Here is a 16,449-nt window from a genome sequence, read left to right on the forward strand (position 1 = left end):
TATCGCTCGTTGTTCGTAATAGTTTCATCAATTGTCGAGAATCAAGCACATGTTTAATTGTGATTACGCGCGAGTCCGCCAGATGGCTGAGGAACACCAGGGCGCCTTGCAAGGCTTGCCTCCAGAAGTCGTCCGGGCTCAGCACGTCGACTGGGCGGTCGGTGTCGACGCATTTCTTTTCAGCGCAGCGAGAGTGGGGGAGCGCTATGTAGCGCTTGTCTACAGTGATCAATCGGGAGTGTCGAAAAACGGTATGACAATCGCGACACCTCCCGTGCGGTGCATCGCCGAGAAGGACGGCTTCAAGCTGGTTCGCAGTATCGGAGGAGATCACTACGTGATCACAAGCGAGCACGACTGTTGAAAGTCTAGAGGCCCAGATTATCTGTAGCACCGAGCCGGATGAAGAAAAGGACAATTAACCTCAACTTCATTTCCAACGTTTACCGCATGAACGACGCCATCAGGAGGGGTTTGATGGGTATTCAGATAGCCGCGCCTTCCGAAAACCGAAGCGCTTAAGGATGAAAAATGGCTGACCTCGAAAAAATAACCGTGACGATCAAAAATTATGACGTCCAAGCGCAAGGCGATCTTGATGCTCTTTACAGTCGAGTGCGACTTGAAGATGCAAACGGAGAAACATTCTATTTCAAACAGGTGGTTGTTCCGAAATACCTGAAAATTCATGGTGCGATGGCGACCGAGACTCCACAAACCTGGTATTTCAAGAGAATCTCGAAAAAGACCATTGTGGTGCTGGCTTTTGAAAACAAAGCCGGAAAAGTTGAATACGATCTGGATGACATCCGGTTGATCGCAAGATCGACAATATTGAAAGGCGTGGTGTTCTCGCTCGGCTCAATTCCTGCGGCCATTATTGCTGCCACGGCAACATTTGGACTCGGGTTGGTCATCATGCCGATGGGGCTCTGGTATGGATACAGGAACATTTTCAAGCTTCCAGCGATGCTTGGTCGCAAAACACTCCTTAGCGATTTTGCGAAGCACGGAATCATTGTTCGCTAATCACCGCGAACGTTAGTTCGACGTGCGTTGTGGTTGCGTAGTCGAGAGATCGCTAACTTATGAAACTGACCTCTCTACCTCCCGTCCGACCTTTGCTTGGGAGGCGTAGCCTGGACTTGCAATCTATGGATAAGGCTGACGGACAACTGCGCAGCACCCACTCAACTAACCATGAGTACATACGTGCTCCCAGGGCGTCGTGATGAGTGATATCTGGCTACGAGAACGAGAACGAAGGAAGGCGCTATGGCTGCTCGCTGAACTGGTACCGGGCGATCAAAGCGCACGAGCGATCCTGGAACGATTGGATGAGCTTGAACGACTTGATCATGAAGTTCCATTGAGCGCCTGCCATCTCGACCACGCTGAACTGGTTCGGCTGCCTAGGGAGGCTCATCCCGTAGGGTGCTGGATTATTCGCGATGCAGATATCCCAGAACCTTGGAGATCCCGCTTCGCGGTGGCTCTGGGGTCAGCAGGTCGCGTGGAGGCAGGATTCTATTGGCATGATTGGACTGATTTTCTAGAGGCTTGGGAGCGCGAAGTCGCGCACGTGGAACAACATCGATTGGCGCTTGATGACGAGTAACGGCAATTTCCCGAATGCCCACGATGTTACTCCAGTGGATCAGAGTGGTCTCTTGAGTATGGAAAGCAGGGAATTAGTCAGCGGGAGGAGAATGATGGAGAAGCACGTAAGAACGCTGGGCCGTGACAACCTATCAGAACTCGAATCTGTTGAACGACTAGTAGCGTCAATCGGGCCAGCGGCGTTCGAAGCCGATGTACGATTTTTATCGAGCCTGCATACCGTTGATACCGAGTCAGCTATCCAATCGATCAGCCGCCTCACCCATCCCTCCCTAATCGGGATGAGCGAGACACCCTTCCAAATTTTCCAACGGCTGTGTGACGACCTTGTATTGCGAGCTCCGTCGTTGCTTCAGCGCCCAAGTTATCGATACAGAAATGGTGATAACACAGCAGTTCCTTTTGGACTCTGGTTGAGCATCGTTCGGCATGCCCGAGAACATTTTGACCCAGCAGGGTTGGATGCGGATTTTTTGGTCGCAAGAATACGGGAGGGGCATTCGAGCAAGGGAGCCTTCGATGCTCTTATTGCTTCGAAGCGCCCCAAGTGATGGGAGACATTGACTCCAGGCGATAAGCACCCGATACGCGTCTCGCCTCCACTCCATCACCAAGTCTCTGTGGTTGGCCAGGAAAGGTTATCTCTCGCGTTGCAAAGGCGTGATGACGATTCCCAGAACGCCTCCGCAGCACCTTCTTGGGATAGCTTCTGGTCGTGCCCAGAGTACAGGGCGCTGGCAAAATGAGCGTTTGGCTAGTCCACATGGGGTAATTTGCACCGATGATGGCTGTAAGTCGATTGGCAAGTGTCCAACAAAAGCGGACGCTCTCAGACAGCTCACTAGCTGGTTCTGAGTATCTCCGCAGTTCGACGCGCCATCGCAACAGGTCGATTTTCAACAGCCTCGTTTGGATGCCAAGCGCTTTAGATACCGGTCGTCTACGCTTCCGAACCAACGATAGCTGACGGTGTCATAATGATGTCATGTGGGGAGCGTCGATGCTCTTACCCACTTAATCAAAAAATGCGTGCCATCATGCCTTCGACCGACGATTTCCGATTCAACGCCCATCATCGCTTGCTAGATCTCGACGCAGCCACAAACCAACTCATGATGCTTGTCGTCTCGCACGAGATGACAGGCAGCTGCTGGGATGAAGCTGTGTCCCGTCACGCGCAAGCTTACGCAGCCTGGGCCTCCATACTCACTGGCATTCAAACCGATCCGCTGCCTGTCCTTGATGGTCGTCCGGTAGAAGGGAACAGCTCTACGGCTAAGTAGCATCCAACGCTCGAAGATCTTCAGAAGCCTCCCTTTAACCGGGGCGAAACAGCTTTTGTTGGCAAGAATCGTCATGAGCCTTCCGTGATAGGTGGAGAGTGACCAGCGTTCGGCTACAGTGCAAGGACTGCAGGGAGTGACGTATGAGCTGTTCAATTTGTGGGGCGTCGGCTGGGGTGCTGGAACCCAACTTCCATGGTGTGATAGTTGAGCGTTGAGTGCGGTAGCTAGGTTGTAAGCGCCGACGGTCTCAAAAAGAAGGAGTTCTGGGGAAAGATAGTGACCGTCCAGGCGACAAGGCTGTGGCTCGTTAGTCAGAGGCTGGGGCACCACCATAGGCCGGTGATTACTGCCGATACCGTACGCTGGGAAAATAACTCAATCGACAGGTGCGGGAAGTCTCAAAACTTTAGGGTGCGCGAGACCATCCTATGACTACCTGCAGATAGGACATCAGCGGGTTTGTTCGCGGCGACAGCAATCGAGCCAATGCGCTCGTTGGAGCTAACTCGAAACGCGGAGCTGCTTATCGGAGTAAGCGTTACCCGAATCGCTGGCGGCAGGTCGATGCGCGTAAATGCACCATTCATGCTCACTCCCATGTCCAGCCGTTGAGGTTGGCCGGTGGCTCAAGCGGCAGTTCGTACTGCTCAACATCGATTAGCAACCATCCGCCGGCCGGCTCGTTGCTGCCGTCGACAATCGGCCCTTGCAGCACCAGACCGCTGGATTTATGAAATGTATGTGCTGGATTTGTTGGGAAGATGCAAAGCTTCAATACGAAGTAGGGGAGTGGCAGGTCATCGATTGCTCCGCTTGCGGGCGCTATTTCATTAGCAGGCAATTCATGCAAGAGAATGTGGGGAAGACGCTAGACGTAGAGGCTACCCGACAGCTCATAGTTGACGCGATACGCGCTGGCGTAATTCCAGCCGTCAGCGAAGGAACGGCTCGTTTCACCGTGGCACGCAAGCACCCCAAATGAGTCTAGGAGAATACGCGCCTGAAATGAAGCGGCGCTAAATCCTGAATTCGAAACGGATCGTAAGAAGGGCGACGTCGTCCGATCAACGTCGCCCAGTCGTAGCTTAGACCTTACTTAGACTCCATCGTGGCCGCTTGATTGCCGCCTTGCTCGGCAATCTTCGACAATTTGTCGTCCGTAGCCTTCTCCTCCGCAAGCGTTGCGCTGAGGAGCTTGGCAGCATCCGTCAGATTCAAATGTTTGGCCATGGCGATCAGGGTGCCATAACTGGCAATCTCGTAGTGCTCCACCTTTTGCGCGGCGCCGATAAGTCCCGCATCCAGAACGGCACCTTTCTCGATTTCCTCCAAAAGCTCTTTCGATTCTTCGACCAGTCCTTCCATCGCTACGCACTTCATGCGCTTGAGTTTTAAGCCAGTCAATTCGACGAGCTGATCAATCCGTTCAATCTGTCCTTGGGTTTCCTCCAAGTGCGCATTGAAGGCTTCAGCCAAGAGAGGATTGGTCGCCGCACGTGCCATGCGGGGGAGGGCGCGAGTGATCTGTTTCTCCGCGCTGTAAATATCGGAAAGTTCGTGGATAAACAGGTCTTCAACAGTTTTTCTAGCCATCTTATTTCTCCTCTCCACTGTATAAGTCTCGGTGTCGAGACGCGTCATTTGCATGTCCACGCATGTGGGCTGCATGAAGAAATGACCAGTCGTTGGAATCAGGCGTTCAAATTTTGTTGGTGCTCAATGAAAACGTGCGGGCAACTCGAACCCGACAGACGGTTAAAATGTAATAAAGTATTTCTGGCTTCTATGCGGTCAACAGACTGTGTTCATTCAGAGTGTGTGTTATGAGATTTTCCCTTTTCTGCCAAGCGCTATCCAATTGGGCTGGCAGCCCGAAGACATTTTTGAGCGCAATTCTGTTGATCATCGCCTGGGCCGCGACCGGCCCATACTTCCACTACAACGATACATGGCAGCTTATCATCAATACGTCGACCACGATCATTACCTTTCTGATGGTGTTTCTGATTCAAAACACCCAGAACCGTGACAACGACATCCTGCATTTGAAGCTCGATGAGCTTATACGAGCTACCCACGATGCGCAGAATGCCACGCTGGGTTTGGAGCAAATGGGGTCGAGTGAACTCAGAAAACTTCGTGAGCAATACCGCACGTTAGGTGAATCGGGTCAGATTAAGGTTGATTCTGCACGCAGTGATGATCATCGCTAGATTATCCATCTGTAAATCTGAGATATTATTTCATACAGACCTTCACCAACCGTCCATAGAGAATGTCCATGTCCAAGCTCGCAGAATACCGCCAATTAGAAAGACATCTCGCAGAACAACTCAAGGCGCTGGAAGCGCTTAAAGGCGACGCTGATCTTAAAAAAGAAATTGAGTTCGAGACTAAGCTGCGTGATCTCCTTGCGAAATACGGTTACAGCCTGAAAGACGTAATCAACGTGCTTGACCCACGAGCTGGTCGCCGCGAACCCGCTGTCCAATCGAATCTTGGACGCCGTAAGGCACGGCAGGTCAAGACCTATAAAAATCCGCACACTGGTGAAGTGATCGAAACCAAGGGCGGCAACCATCGCGGACTTAAAGACTGGAAAGCTGAGCACGGTTCTGAAACCGTTGAGTCATGGCTGACCAAATGATTGTACGTTGAGATAAAAGAGCTCTACGGGGCTCTTTTTTCGTCGGGCGCGGAGTTGCAGCGTTGCGCGCGCTGTTAGGGCGAACGATATTGCGGCAGGGCGTCACCGACAGCGTGATCTACTGAGTGCAGTTGACCAAATATCGTGGTTGCACCGAGGGCAGTCTGCTCTTTGGGCTTCCACGATATGCTGGGAGAACCCGCAATTTACACAGCAATACAAACCCGACGCAGGCGCAGTTTCAAACTCGGCACGATGCTCTAATGGCAGGACGGACAGCCCAGGGCGCAGATCCTTCTGTTCGAAAAAATAAAGGCTGACGTCGCCGTCGGTCTCAACCAGCCCGAGCCTTACTTGTCCGAGATGTTCAACCCCTTGCTGTCGTAACTCCATCAACAATTCGTTAGATGAGATGTTCAGCGTTTCTAAAGACTTGAGCTCATAGAGACCGTCACGGATCACGGTTACCGGAAGCCCATCCATCCAAGCTTCAAATTTTTTACTCTTCGTCATTATCAGGACGGTGAGGCGGTAGAGAAGCAGGAGCGTAAGAAATACTACGGCGACCGGGAGTAGCGGAACGTCATGGTAAAAGGACACGTCTCCTGCGGCGGAGCCCAATGTTAAAATCACGACTAGCTCAAAAAGTGAAAGCTGTCTGATCCCTCGTCGACCGCTGGATTTCAAAAAAAGAAAAACTGCGAGAAAAGCGAATGTGGCCCTGAAACCTACCTCCACTAAAAACGCTAAGGGAAATTCGTCTATCAGCATCCGCTGGATATCAAAAGGCGACATCTTGTCCTCGATTTTATTCTCAAAGTAAACGACAGATCGAAACAGCCTTTGGTTTCAAAAGCTGATGTCGGAGTATCCAGCGGGTAATCGGACTTTGCGGGCGGCTACGAATGAAGCGCATTTATCAAAAGCCCGCGTCATAGCACGCCCTGCTACGTTGAGCTGGGTCGCCAGGTGACATCGGTAATGCCGTATTTTTCGGCTTGAGGTTTGGACACCATCTTCAGTGGCGGGCGACCAGGCCTGGGAATGGGCGCTACACCCGCATCGCAGCTAGCCCAATGCCATGCATCGGCGTTTTGCATTGCTTTGCTACGGATGATGAAGGATTTTGGCGCATCATGAAGCTTGTAGTTGATGACGAATAGATTGTTTTCCATGACTCACTCCGTCTGCTCTGATCTAACGGAGTCATCGGGCGCGGAAAAATTCAAAAAATCAGGGCCTTCAGCACCGGACTGGTTTCATGAGCAGTAGTGTTGCAGGCCTACAGGCTCAGCACCAACCATGGCCTGCCTGGTCTTACCATTTCGAAGCCAAGCTTAGCGTTTGCTAATCGGTTTACCGGGCTGCAAAAGCTCCGCAACTGCTGTCACCAATTCATCGAGTGACCAGGGTTTGTGCAGGTAAATGGTACGAGCTGGCACTGCGGTGCTCTCGATCAGATATCCCGAGGTAAGTATCGCAGCGATGTGAGGCCACCTGCCTTTAACCATCTCTATGAATTCAATGCCTTGGACTTGTCCGGGAACGCCGTGATCGGCGATCACCAAGGCGCATTCACCATGTGCTTCGAGCAGATAGGTCAACGCATCATCCGCCGTCGCGAACGGGACAGTCTTCGCGCCAATCTCATCCATGATATCGGTCATGAGCAACTGTAAAGTTGGGTCGTCCTCAATGACGATGACCTCACCGCGAATCGGCAGCAATCCTTCCCAGTTTACGTTCAAACAATCCTCCTCTAATCCGAGAAACCGACCGAACGGGCGGAACGGTTTGCATGAGTGTAAGCGAAAATATCGCGTGTGCCTTGAAAGCGCTTGGAGCACGCGGGATTCTCGACTCACGATATGTCCCTTGCAGATATCCTCGCAGCGTATTTGAGGAGCGTGGCGCCTCGCTTTTCTAGTCGCCCCGCAAGAGCATCGGGTTCAGAACCAATTGTGCGCTTCGGGCTATGGGTGCTGCTTAGCAATCCCTTGATCTAGATCAAACATTACGCAATTTTTCGAACCTTCACCCCGAGGTATCTATCAAAACAACCTGTGCCGAGTAGGCGCATTTAGAATCATTCCGATTCGAAAGCGATTGCGACAAATCGGGTTCAGGTAGATCTCGGAGGCAGGGTGCGCCGGACATGAGTAACGCTTCGGGTTGATCGTCAATGAAGCCTTGAACACGTCGATTTCAGCGTTGGGCATTGGTATGCGCGAGCCTGAACAACCTTGTGTAGCAACCCTTCGAGAACATCAGCCTTGGGATCGTTTCGGATAGATGAATTCAGAACATGCTAGAAGCAAGGATGCACCTCAAAATGCGGAGCGCACATGGATTACATCGATCTGATTCAGTGGCCAGCGATGGCTGTAACAGTCATCTCAGCCTGGTTCATCGGCTCGCAACGAGCGTACCGCCGGATGATCGCTTTTTGGGGGGGGCATCCTAAGCAATACGCTTTGGGTGGCCTGGGGACTTCATGCTGAGGCGTATGCTCTGATTTCTTGAGTGCGTACTGTTGGGAATGAATGCCCGAGGTTTTAAAAAAAACTTCGACGGGCACCGTCATTATTGAATCTTCTGATCTTCTTTGCCCTTCGAATTTTTCCTTAATCCACGAAGGTTCATCAGAAAAAGGCAAACCTGCAATACGATCAACGCATATGCTCCTGCGTAGGCGCCCCATATGACCACAACACGTTGCTCACGCTGAAGCACACAAACCCTGTCATTCGCCGTTTTGGTCGCTGCAATCCGATGAGCGATGCGGCCAGAACGGTGACGACCATCGCTGGCCACTGAATCCAATCCCAATAAGACAAATTATCCTCAATACATTCGTGAGCCGGAGTGCTGTTTGGATGCCAGGCTGATCAGTCAGGCTGCTCTTCGTCGGATAGGGGTTTCGATTTGCCGAGAACGTAGCAGGGGATGGAGCTGACCATTAGGATGTGTTGTCACAACAATAGATGTTAGTGACCAACCCTCAACGAGCTTAACGTTTACTGCATTGGTCGAAAGCGCTTCCATGATTTGCGTTGCCTCGGACATATCCATTTTGTCTTTCTCAAGCTGAGGGGTTCAACTGTTAGGCGCCCGTCCCGGATGAGGGTTCCTCTACCTAAGATCGTGGCCCTGAATTGCGTGATCACCAAGCCTCTGAAAGCCTTTATCAGAATGGGTTGGGCATAGACAAAAATACCGAGATGTTAGGAGGACAGGCGGTGGTCGAACGCCACATAACTGCTCGTCTACACTGCTTCACCAATGACGGAGGAGGTGTCCATGCCGAGCCGAATGATGACCGTTAAAGACTTGCAGGTGAATGTCTCAATCACCGGCCAAGGCCCTCCGCTACTCCTACTCAACGGTCTGGGAGGTTTGATCAAAACCTTCGATGCTCTGCGCGACGAACTAGGCGACTACACAACGATCACGTTGGACTTACCTGGTGTCGGCAAGTCGCAGATGCCCCGCTGGCCTATGCGTTTGCCGAGTCATGCCGATCTGATCGCCGAAATGCTCAAGCAACTGGGTTTTGACCATGTTGATGTATTCGGCGTGAGTTGGGGCGGTGCTTTGGCGCAAGAGTTGGCTCTTCGTCATCCCACGATGGTACGCAGGCTTATCCTGGCGGCGACCTCTGCGGGCCCGGTACTACTGGTAAAGCCCGCCGACATCCTGGAATTTTTTAGAGGGAACGCAGGCGGCAAACAGCCCGAACGAGATGGTTCAGCCAATTCGACACAGGCGCTGCTGCGTTTCGGTGTTGTAAAGCGAATGCTAACCGTACGCCTGCGAACCTATCACCGCCAGCTAACCGCTTTAGTAGGCTGGACAAGTCTGCTGCGGTTATCCCGTTTGCGCATACGCACGCTCATCCTCATCGGCGATCGTGACACCCTCGTGCAGCCATACAACGCGCATATCCTGCGACGCTCAATTCCACAAGCCGAACTGCGCGCGCTCAAGGGTGAGGGGCATTTTTTCGTAGTGACCAGTGCCAGGCGAACTGCTGTTTTGATACGGGAATTTCTTTGCCGGCAGCAGAACGGTGAAGGCCCAGCGCCGGAGATCGCTAACCGCGCTGGTAAGCAACGCTTGCAGCCAGCTAAGACTGTTTAATCTTTGCCATGCTAAAACTCTTACTGCTGTATAGCGGCTACAGCCCCATGCTTCTGGCATTTGCCCCACGTCCCGAGAAAAATTAAGGGGATCTCCGTAAGCATCCAGAATGCCGCCAATCCGTTCAAACTCTTCGGTTCTCCTATGGTCAACCTGACAGGTATTGATTGTCATATCAGAGGTGAGCCAATGGATAACTATCACATCAAAAAAACGGAAAAACTTTGGGAACTCGTCAAAGAGGGCGCGCAACGCGCCTCCAAGACCGCATCTACCAAAGCAGAAATTACCGAGATAGCGAGCGAATTTCTTCAGGGCAAGACAGCCTCTCTCAAAATCCACAAAGAGGACGGCACGATTCAAGAGGAGCGTACATTTCCCCGATCAGCAGATCCTAGAAAAACCAAAGGCTGAACGGCCTAGTTACCCAAGGAGGGGCAGTGCCCATTGCACCGGAGTGCCTTGCACGCGGTTGACTAGAGGGCTGGACGCATTGCGAGTGAACTTCGTCTCAAACACAGGTGCTGATCATGGTAATTGCATGTCTAGGATGGGGATCGCTGATCTGGAAACCGGACACCTTACCGCTTGCGAGCGAGTGGTTTATGGACGGCCCTGCGTTGCCCATCGAGTTCGCGCGGGTCAGTGATAACGGAGATCTGACGACAGCCATCTGTGCAAACGCACCTGGGTGTAAAGTGCTTTGGGCGGTATTGGATCTGGACAAGCTTGATGCGGCACGCGAGGCTCTTAGAATTCGGGAAGGGGTTCCTCAAGACCGGGAGGATGGCATCGGTACTTTCGTGGTCGGGACGAACCCAGCGGGAGTCATCGCTGAATGGGCGATCGCCCGCCGATTGGACGCGGTAGTTTGGACAGGACTGCCTCCAAGGTTCGGAGGCGTCGAGGGGCTCGTCCCCGCTGCCGAGGACGCTGTTGCCTATCTCGCCGGCTTAAGCGGAGAAATACTTGAGAGCGCGCGCGACTACATCAAACAAGTGCCGTCGCAGATCGATACGCCTTACCGGCGCGATATCATTTCTAGGATAGGATGGCAGTGAACCGCGCTGAAGCCCGGAACGATTCCCGCCATCATGCCCATTCGTGGGTCTGCGGTACCCAGGACGGGGATCCTTCTACGATGAAGAAAGTGGGAGTCGTTGCGTTCGCGGTCTTCAATCCATGAGTTTGTGCAGCATCCAGTCGTGTAGGTGTCAAACTGCGGTGGGATATGCGAAGAGCAACGCCTTTTTGCGCAGATTTTCAGGGATTCCGGAGCTGCGGGTGAAGCGCTATTATTTCGATGCCGGTATAAAAATTGCTCGCTTAAGCCCACCGCCAATTTGAAGGGGTATATATGACGCTCTCCTTACCGATCTATGCAAGGCTGACACCTAAAGCCCTGTCCCTTTCGCTGATAGGTTTCATTCTTCTTGTTTGTTTATCGTTAATCCTTGCTACTGCTTGGCAGATTGTGCAGTCGTCCGGTGAGCGAGTAGACGCGGCCAAAATAACTGTTTCGAACATTGTACTTGCCGCTGAACAGCAGGCCCGTGACACGATGCTGCAGGCTGATAATACCTTGCGAGATCTGGCAGAGCGTGTAGCGCACGATGGAAGCGGCCCTGATCAACAGGAGCGGTTGGCAAAGCTGATGGCCCGTCAGGTGAACAACATTGAAGGCGTTCAGGGGCTATTCATCTTCGATGCGCAAGGCAATTGGATGGCCAATTCGTTTTCCGAAGGTGTGCAAAACAAAAACAATGGCGACAGAGCTTACTTTCGATATCACCGTGAGCACGATGACCAGTCCATCCACGTTGGCTCGATAGTGGAAAGTCGAACGACAGGGGATATGGTGATTCCTATAAGCCGGCGTATCGAAACAGCCGATGGAGCCTTTGCAGGGGTTGCGTTAGCCACGGTTCCGGTTTCATATTTCCAAAGCTTTTTCAAACGTATGGCCGTTGACGACGAAGGAGTAATTTTCCTAGCACTCGATAACGGCGAGCTCCTCGCGCGACGCCCGACCGTCGCAGCATTGATGACAACCAATCTTTCAAAAGGTGAAATTTTTAGCCGGTACCTACCTCAGAGCGATAGCGGTACTGCAATAATCAAGTCTATTGTAGATGGTATTGAACGCATCTACGCCTATCGTCGCTTGACTGGGCTGCCTATCGTCGCAGCAGCCGGAGTTTCGTATGAGCATGTATTTGCGCCATGGTGGTCATATGTTTACCAATCGGTTGCACTGGTAGGCTCCATCATATTGGCATTAGCGTTTTTAGGTGGCTTGCTATATCGGCAGATCCAACAGCTGCTTATCGCAGAGCGCGAGCTCAAAGTAATCCGAAATGAGCTAGAGATGATAGCCCATACAGATGGTCTCACTTCCCTAGCCAATAGAAGAAGTTTTGATTTGGCATTGGATAAAGAATGGAAGCGTGCCACGAGGAATCAGACATGCATATCCTTGATCCTTCTGGATATAGATCTGTTTAAACAATATAATGACCATTATGGCCATCAAGGCGGCGATAATTGCCTTGTACGCGTATCGAACGTTCTTGCAGCCAGCGTCAATAGGCCAAGTGATATCGTGGCTCGCTACGGTGGGGAAGAATTTGTAATTCTACTTCCGGACACTGAACTTGCAGGTGCGGTCATGGTTGCAGAAAATATTAGAATTTCGCTTTTTAACGCAAAATTTCAACATTCGGTGAGCCCATTAGGCGTTGTCACAATAAGCTCAGGTGTGGTCTCGACTTGCAAAACAGGGGAGGAGGATTACAAGGATTTTCTGCTCAAGGCTGACCGTTTACTTTACGCCGCGAAGTCAAAAGGACGCAATCGAGTACAAAGTTAGAATGTTTACTGTGAGATCCAGTTCCACCCCTGTACAGCTAGACTTCTTGGCGTACTCGGGAGGCACGCCGCGTCGATGGTTTAAAACAATTTGCTTACGAACTTGGAAAAGATGATGAGCGTGCCGGCACAGAAAATTGCGCTACCGAACAGGAATGTAAGTCTGTGAGCATTTATGATTCCGACGTGAAATCCCGCATTCCTTGTAAACCTCATTTTTCACCTCTCCTCGCCGTGGATAATCAGTCCCACCCAATAGGATGTCCTCACCGGCGTTAGACGGGTAACAGTTGCTGTCATTGCAAGTACGGTGTCGTTAATTATAATCGTGAACTGGTGTCAGGGCCGCTCTCGCTCGCTAGGTAATTAGGAATCAGCTTTCCCATCCCGAACGCATTAACTGCCATGCTCACCCTTAAACCTCGACAGGCCTGTCGGCAATCGTGTTCAAAGCCAGCGGAGGCTGCTTCCATCAAAGTTTTTGAAAAGGTCAGTTGTAAGCGAAGTTACTTTAATGTTTTTCATTTTGGCCATCTGAGGTTGTGGCGGCCCCGGTGTGGGGCCGCTGTACAGAGTTAGGCGTCTTTGCCTTGAACATACCCCGACCCAAGGTCGGCGCCCGTGACGGGTTCACTGAGCGGATCAGAGGCCGTGCGGGCCTTCATCGCTTCCAAGACTTCTACATCCTCGGCAGGCAGACTGACCGTCGCCAGCCCATCGCCTCCGTCGACCGCCGGCTCAGGATTTTCCACGTATTCCCAAGCACCGCCCTGGTTCCATGGGCCGCGTACGTTCGGCTCGCCCGACATGTTGAAATACTTGTTGGTGAACTCGGGCATGACCGGAAGTTTGCCTTGCGGAAAGTTCGGCTGGATCGAGTGCAGAGCTTTCTCGAACGATTGTTGATGGGCGATTTCTCGCGTCATAAGAAAGCCTAGTGCTTCTTTAACGCCCGGATCGTCGGTGACGTTAATCAGGCGCTCGTATAGGATTTTTGCGCGCGCTTCCGCCGCAATGTTTGAACGGAAATCGGCGGTAGGCTCTGTGATTGAATCGACGTATGCCGCCGTCCAAGGCACACCGGCAGAGTTCACAAGGGGAGCACCAGCGCCGTACAGCAGACTGGTGATGTGCGAGTCGTTGCCGTTGCCGTTGATGGCACGGTAGAGCTCACCTTCTTCTTGGACGCCCTCTGCAAGCTGACCTTTGGCGCCTCGGTTGAGCATGACAATGATCGAGCCCACAATTTCCAGGTGGCTTAATTCTTCTGTCGCAATGTCCATCAAAAGGTCTTTACGACCTGGATCTTCTTCCGCCAACGCTTGGGTGAAATACCGCGCCGCCGCAGCAAGTTCGCCGTTAGCGCCACCGAATTGCTCAAGGAGCAGGTTGGCCAGGCCCGGATTAGGCTCTGCCACACGAACGGTGTACTGAAGTCGCTTGTTGTGTAAGAACATTTTGATTTTCCTCAGACTCGGCTTTAGGCGCGCTTGCCACTGCGGGCGATAGCGCGTGCATAAGTTGTGAGGTGTAGCGAACGTAGAAATTACTTTTTGGTGCTGCTATTCAAGACCAACGGTATGGGCTCAAGAGTTCAATAAGAATTTGAACCGAGTGCGCAGTTCTGATGACTGCGCAGTCAGTTTATTTTTTTGCTTCCAGGTTAGGATCCTCTGAGCGAACCAGAAATGCTTCCGTGATTTGTGGTAAATGTTCAAGTAACCATTCGGCCATAGCAATCTCTTGGGGAAGGATCTGCTCGCACGCAGCTTGGGTTTCAACGTCACCCGCCGCTTGTGCGGCTGCGATCAGAACCGTGTAAGTCGCTATTTCTACGTTTTCAAAGACGTAGCCAGCCATTGCCCCCTTAACCACTTCGTCGCTCATCAACGAGCCGCCGGCTGCTTGTCCGAAGGCCATGATCTTGCCCGTCATGTCTTTAATAGTTGAAGAGCTACCACCAAGACGTGAGAGGCACTCGTCGATCAATTTCTGTTGGCCAAGGGTTTCTTCGATGTGCTGATCGATCCGAGCTTTTAGTTCAGGGTAGTGCTCCAACCGCTTAGACTGAGCCTTGAGCATGTTTTCCGCCTGTTGCTCCATTGCGTGCGCGTCGCGCAGCCAGTCGAGTAGATTTTCTTGTCGCGTAGCCATTTTCATTCGCTCCATCATGGGTGTGTAATGCAGTGGATGGCTTTGGTGGGAGAACAGTTCAGGAATTTTAGATTATCCGGACGGAGCGACGCCTCAGTTCCCATTGGCCAGCGATTGCATACGGCAAGTGAGGTAGTGCTTTGGCTCGTATGGCTTGCAAAGGTGTTCGCCGATCTGTCCAAAAGCGTGGTAAAAAAAAGCTTAAGTCGATTTTCTCGATGGGCGGGTCAAATGAACGCCACGCAATTTATCGCGCGTCTGCTTCCGCTCTGAGCTCATCGGTCGCTGTGAAGAGAGCGGGGCGAAGGCTTCCGTGATGTTGTCACGTGGTGGTACCGACCAGTAGACCAAACCAGTGCATCACGTCCCACCCCAAGCCCACCCACGCCTGAGTGCTTCAGAAACCGTCTGTCTGACGCACACCCATCATGTCGAAATAAATGAAACGTCCTTCATCACGACGCCTTCCTACAAATAGGCCTGCCACGGCATTGCAGGCTGCTCATGTAACTCCTCCTGTTGCCCGTACACTGTACGGGCTTTTTTAATCCCTCCGCACGAGTCGCTCATCCTTACGGACTTGTTGGAAAGAAGGTGGTGCGCAGATGAGGCCTGCAACTGATCCGAAACAAAAGAAGAAAAGGTGCACCCATCCCTATATTAGGAAGGGGTATTACCTAGGGTTGTTAAGCGATGTTTATGTCTGTGTTATGTGCGGAGAACAGCGACCAGCAGAGCAATGGGATGACTTTGAGCTCCGCTCCAGACCGCCTCGTGGATTGTCTCCAAAATAGTTGAAGTGACGCTCAGCAAGACAGCACTGGCCAATTTCGACATCACACCACACGTTGGATGGAGCAAAGATTTCGGCATTCAAACGCCGTAACGCTTTTTCCCTCCTGATGTGATGCAGTATCTGCCACCTCGTGGGCCTATGCAGACGTTGCCAGACGAGCAGGGGCAGGATGAACTGAATTCACGGCTAGGTTTGTACGCAGGTTGTGGTGCGGTCGGTACGGGTCTTGGCTGGGCTTTGGCGAAGCAGTTCGATCCGCTGCAAAGGTTTTTGGACGATAACCATCGAGCAGGCTGGCCGTCGATGCTTATCCGAACCCAATCATTCGCTTTTTCGTAGACCTGAACCTTCGCTCCACGCTGCAGCTTGGATATCACCTTTCCACTAGGTTGATCCCTGATGTTGAGTTTGTCCGCGCTCACGTATAGTTCGATTGGCGAGGGCGGTGTAGGGGATGCAATAGCTGTAGGTGAGGCGAGTGAGGTCGGCGTGGTGACGGCACTTGGCTGGGCTTGGGTTGAAGGGTTTTCCTTTTTGCCTATCGCCCAAAGCACGACGAACAAAATAAGAAGCGGGAAAAACCATGACTGGGATTTCTTGCGCATATCCTTTGCTCACATTCGGAACCTACGCTCTAGTGCCTGCTTAGCCAACTCAGCTTGCTGGCTACTGAGAGCTTAGCCACACTTCCAGCCTTTGCAGGCGACCTAGCTCGTATAGTCTCTGTTTTCCTGAGCTCAAAAGCGCGAGGAGTTGCTGTCGGTCTGCGTGGGTAGGGAACCAATGGGAGACTTCAATGTTGCAATACTCAGTCTCGCTGAGAGCCCATCTGATGATCATGTCCGCTGTGGCTCGGTAGTGATCGTCATGAACAATTTTCTACCGTCTACAGACCAGCCACGCTTTGCGAGCTCTTCGGTTACGCCGATGATTCCGGC

General features: G+C 52.1%; 18 protein-coding genes and 2 pseudogenes. 11 read left to right on the forward strand and 9 right to left on the reverse strand.

Translation table 11 applies throughout. From position 1 onward, the window contains the following. Nucleotides 1-82 precede the first annotated feature (82 nt). The 4 genes from PF1751_RS12535 to PF1751_RS28325 all read left to right on the forward strand — a co-directional run bounded on the left by PF1751_RS12535 (nucleotide 83) and on the right by PF1751_RS28325 (nucleotide 2,171). Nucleotides 83-364 carry a hypothetical protein gene (locus PF1751_RS12535; RefSeq protein ID WP_052806522.1) on the forward strand — a complete coding sequence of 94 codons (282 nt, stop codon included), beginning with the start codon at nucleotides 83-85 and terminating at the stop codon, nucleotides 362-364. Nucleotides 365-531: 167 nt separating this feature from the next. Then, a complete protein-coding gene (locus PF1751_RS12540) occupies nucleotides 532-1,029 on the forward strand; it encodes a hypothetical protein (RefSeq protein ID WP_044287088.1) in 498 nt (165 codons plus the stop codon). A 202-nt stretch (nucleotides 1,030-1,231) separates the two neighbouring features. Continuing rightward, the gene (locus tag PF1751_RS29115; RefSeq protein WP_158497709.1) at nucleotides 1,232-1,618 is read left to right on the forward strand and encodes a hypothetical protein; all 387 of its coding nucleotides are present in this window, start codon (nucleotides 1,232-1,234) and stop codon (nucleotides 1,616-1,618) included. Nucleotides 1,619-1,712: 94 nt separating this feature from the next. Beyond that, nucleotides 1,713-2,171, forward strand: coding sequence for a hypothetical protein (locus PF1751_RS28325; RefSeq protein ID WP_080923237.1), 459 nt, complete (start codon nucleotides 1,713-1,715; stop codon nucleotides 2,169-2,171). Between the two features lie 1,324 nt (nucleotides 2,172-3,495). Here PF1751_RS28325 and PF1751_RS28335 read toward each other — a convergent pair. Next, nucleotides 3,496-3,756, reverse strand: a complete 261-nt coding sequence (locus tag PF1751_RS28335; protein ID WP_144407257.1) for a hypothetical protein — start codon at nucleotides 3,754-3,756, stop codon at nucleotides 3,496-3,498. A gap of 242 nt (nucleotides 3,757-3,998) precedes the next feature. Beyond that, nucleotides 3,999-4,499, reverse strand: a complete 501-nt coding sequence (locus PF1751_RS12555) for a YciE/YciF ferroxidase family protein (RefSeq protein WP_039768421.1) — start codon at nucleotides 4,497-4,499, stop codon at nucleotides 3,999-4,001. Nucleotides 4,500-4,729: 230 nt separating this feature from the next. Between PF1751_RS12555 and PF1751_RS12560 the strand changes: the two genes are divergently transcribed. Together PF1751_RS12560 and PF1751_RS28340 are read left to right on the forward strand one after the other, a co-directional pair. Continuing rightward, the gene (locus PF1751_RS12560) at nucleotides 4,730-5,119 is read left to right on the forward strand and encodes a low affinity iron permease family protein (RefSeq protein ID WP_044287091.1); all 390 of its coding nucleotides are present in this window, start codon (nucleotides 4,730-4,732) and stop codon (nucleotides 5,117-5,119) included. A gap of 68 nt (nucleotides 5,120-5,187) precedes the next feature. Further along, nucleotides 5,188-5,553, forward strand: coding sequence for a histone-like nucleoid-structuring protein, MvaT/MvaU family (locus PF1751_RS28340; protein WP_080923198.1), 366 nt, complete (start codon nucleotides 5,188-5,190; stop codon nucleotides 5,551-5,553). 102 nt (nucleotides 5,554-5,655) lie between these two features. Here PF1751_RS28340 and PF1751_RS12570 read toward each other — a convergent pair whose 3' ends face one another. From PF1751_RS12570 to PF1751_RS12575, 3 genes are all read right to left on the reverse strand, one after another. Beyond that, nucleotides 5,656-6,348, reverse strand: a complete 693-nt coding sequence (locus PF1751_RS12570; protein WP_044287093.1) for a DUF421 domain-containing protein — start codon at nucleotides 6,346-6,348, stop codon at nucleotides 5,656-5,658. A 152-nt stretch (nucleotides 6,349-6,500) separates the two neighbouring features. After that, nucleotides 6,501-6,728, reverse strand: a complete 228-nt coding sequence (locus PF1751_RS28345; protein WP_080923199.1) for a DUF6555 family protein — start codon at nucleotides 6,726-6,728, stop codon at nucleotides 6,501-6,503. A gap of 162 nt (nucleotides 6,729-6,890) precedes the next feature. Further along, nucleotides 6,891-7,301 carry a response regulator gene (locus tag PF1751_RS12575; protein ID WP_044287094.1) on the reverse strand — a complete coding sequence of 137 codons (411 nt, stop codon included), beginning with the start codon at nucleotides 7,299-7,301 and terminating at the stop codon, nucleotides 6,891-6,893. 597 nt (nucleotides 7,302-7,898) lie between these two features. On the opposite strand from PF1751_RS12575, the pseudogene PF1751_RS29440 reads away from it, so the two are divergent. Further along, nucleotides 7,899-8,143, forward strand: a pseudogene (locus PF1751_RS29440) (hypothetical protein). Here the strand turns inward: PF1751_RS29440 and PF1751_RS29445 are convergent. Then, nucleotides 8,137-8,357, reverse strand: a pseudogene (locus PF1751_RS29445) (hypothetical protein). The pseudogenes PF1751_RS29440 and PF1751_RS29445 sit on opposite strands and share 7 nt — an antisense overlap. A 496-nt stretch (nucleotides 8,358-8,853) precedes the next feature. Here PF1751_RS29445 and PF1751_RS12580 point away from each other — a divergent pair. The 4 genes from PF1751_RS12580 to PF1751_RS12595 all read left to right on the forward strand — a co-directional run bounded on the left by PF1751_RS12580 (nucleotide 8,854) and on the right by PF1751_RS12595 (nucleotide 12,562). Further along, nucleotides 8,854-9,693: an alpha/beta fold hydrolase gene (locus PF1751_RS12580; protein WP_044287095.1), complete on the forward strand. Its 840-nt coding sequence runs from the start codon at nucleotides 8,854-8,856 to the stop codon at nucleotides 9,691-9,693. Between the two features lie 189 nt (nucleotides 9,694-9,882). Beyond that, nucleotides 9,883-10,107 carry a DUF2188 domain-containing protein gene (locus PF1751_RS12585; protein ID WP_041478933.1) on the forward strand — a complete coding sequence of 75 codons (225 nt, stop codon included), beginning with the start codon at nucleotides 9,883-9,885 and terminating at the stop codon, nucleotides 10,105-10,107. A 116-nt stretch (nucleotides 10,108-10,223) separates the two neighbouring features. Beyond that, entirely contained in the window at nucleotides 10,224-10,754 is a 531-nt protein-coding gene (locus PF1751_RS12590; RefSeq protein WP_044287097.1) for a hypothetical protein, read from the forward strand. A 296-nt stretch (nucleotides 10,755-11,050) separates the two neighbouring features. Next, nucleotides 11,051-12,562 (forward strand): sensor domain-containing diguanylate cyclase, encoded by a 1,512-nt coding sequence (locus tag PF1751_RS12595; protein WP_044287098.1) that lies wholly within the window; start codon nucleotides 11,051-11,053, stop codon nucleotides 12,560-12,562. A 574-nt stretch (nucleotides 12,563-13,136) separates the two neighbouring features. Here the strand turns inward: PF1751_RS12595 and PF1751_RS12600 are convergent. The 3 genes from PF1751_RS12600 to PF1751_RS28360 form a co-directional block, all read right to left on the reverse strand. Further along, a complete protein-coding gene (locus PF1751_RS12600) occupies nucleotides 13,137-14,018 on the reverse strand; it encodes a manganese catalase family protein (RefSeq protein ID WP_044287099.1) in 882 nt (293 codons plus the stop codon). Between the two features lie 187 nt (nucleotides 14,019-14,205). Beyond that, nucleotides 14,206-14,715 (reverse strand): ferritin-like domain-containing protein, encoded by a 510-nt coding sequence (locus tag PF1751_RS12605; protein ID WP_044287101.1) that lies wholly within the window; start codon nucleotides 14,713-14,715, stop codon nucleotides 14,206-14,208. Nucleotides 14,716-15,588: 873 nt separating this feature from the next. Continuing rightward, nucleotides 15,589-16,116: an SH3 domain-containing protein gene (locus PF1751_RS28360; RefSeq protein WP_080923200.1), complete on the reverse strand. Its 528-nt coding sequence runs from the start codon at nucleotides 16,114-16,116 to the stop codon at nucleotides 15,589-15,591. Between the last annotated feature and the right edge of the window lie 333 nt (nucleotides 16,117-16,449).

This window comes from Pseudomonas simiae (assembly GCF_000934565.1).
Lineage (GTDB): Bacteria > Pseudomonadota > Gammaproteobacteria > Pseudomonadales > Pseudomonadaceae > Aquipseudomonas > Aquipseudomonas simiae.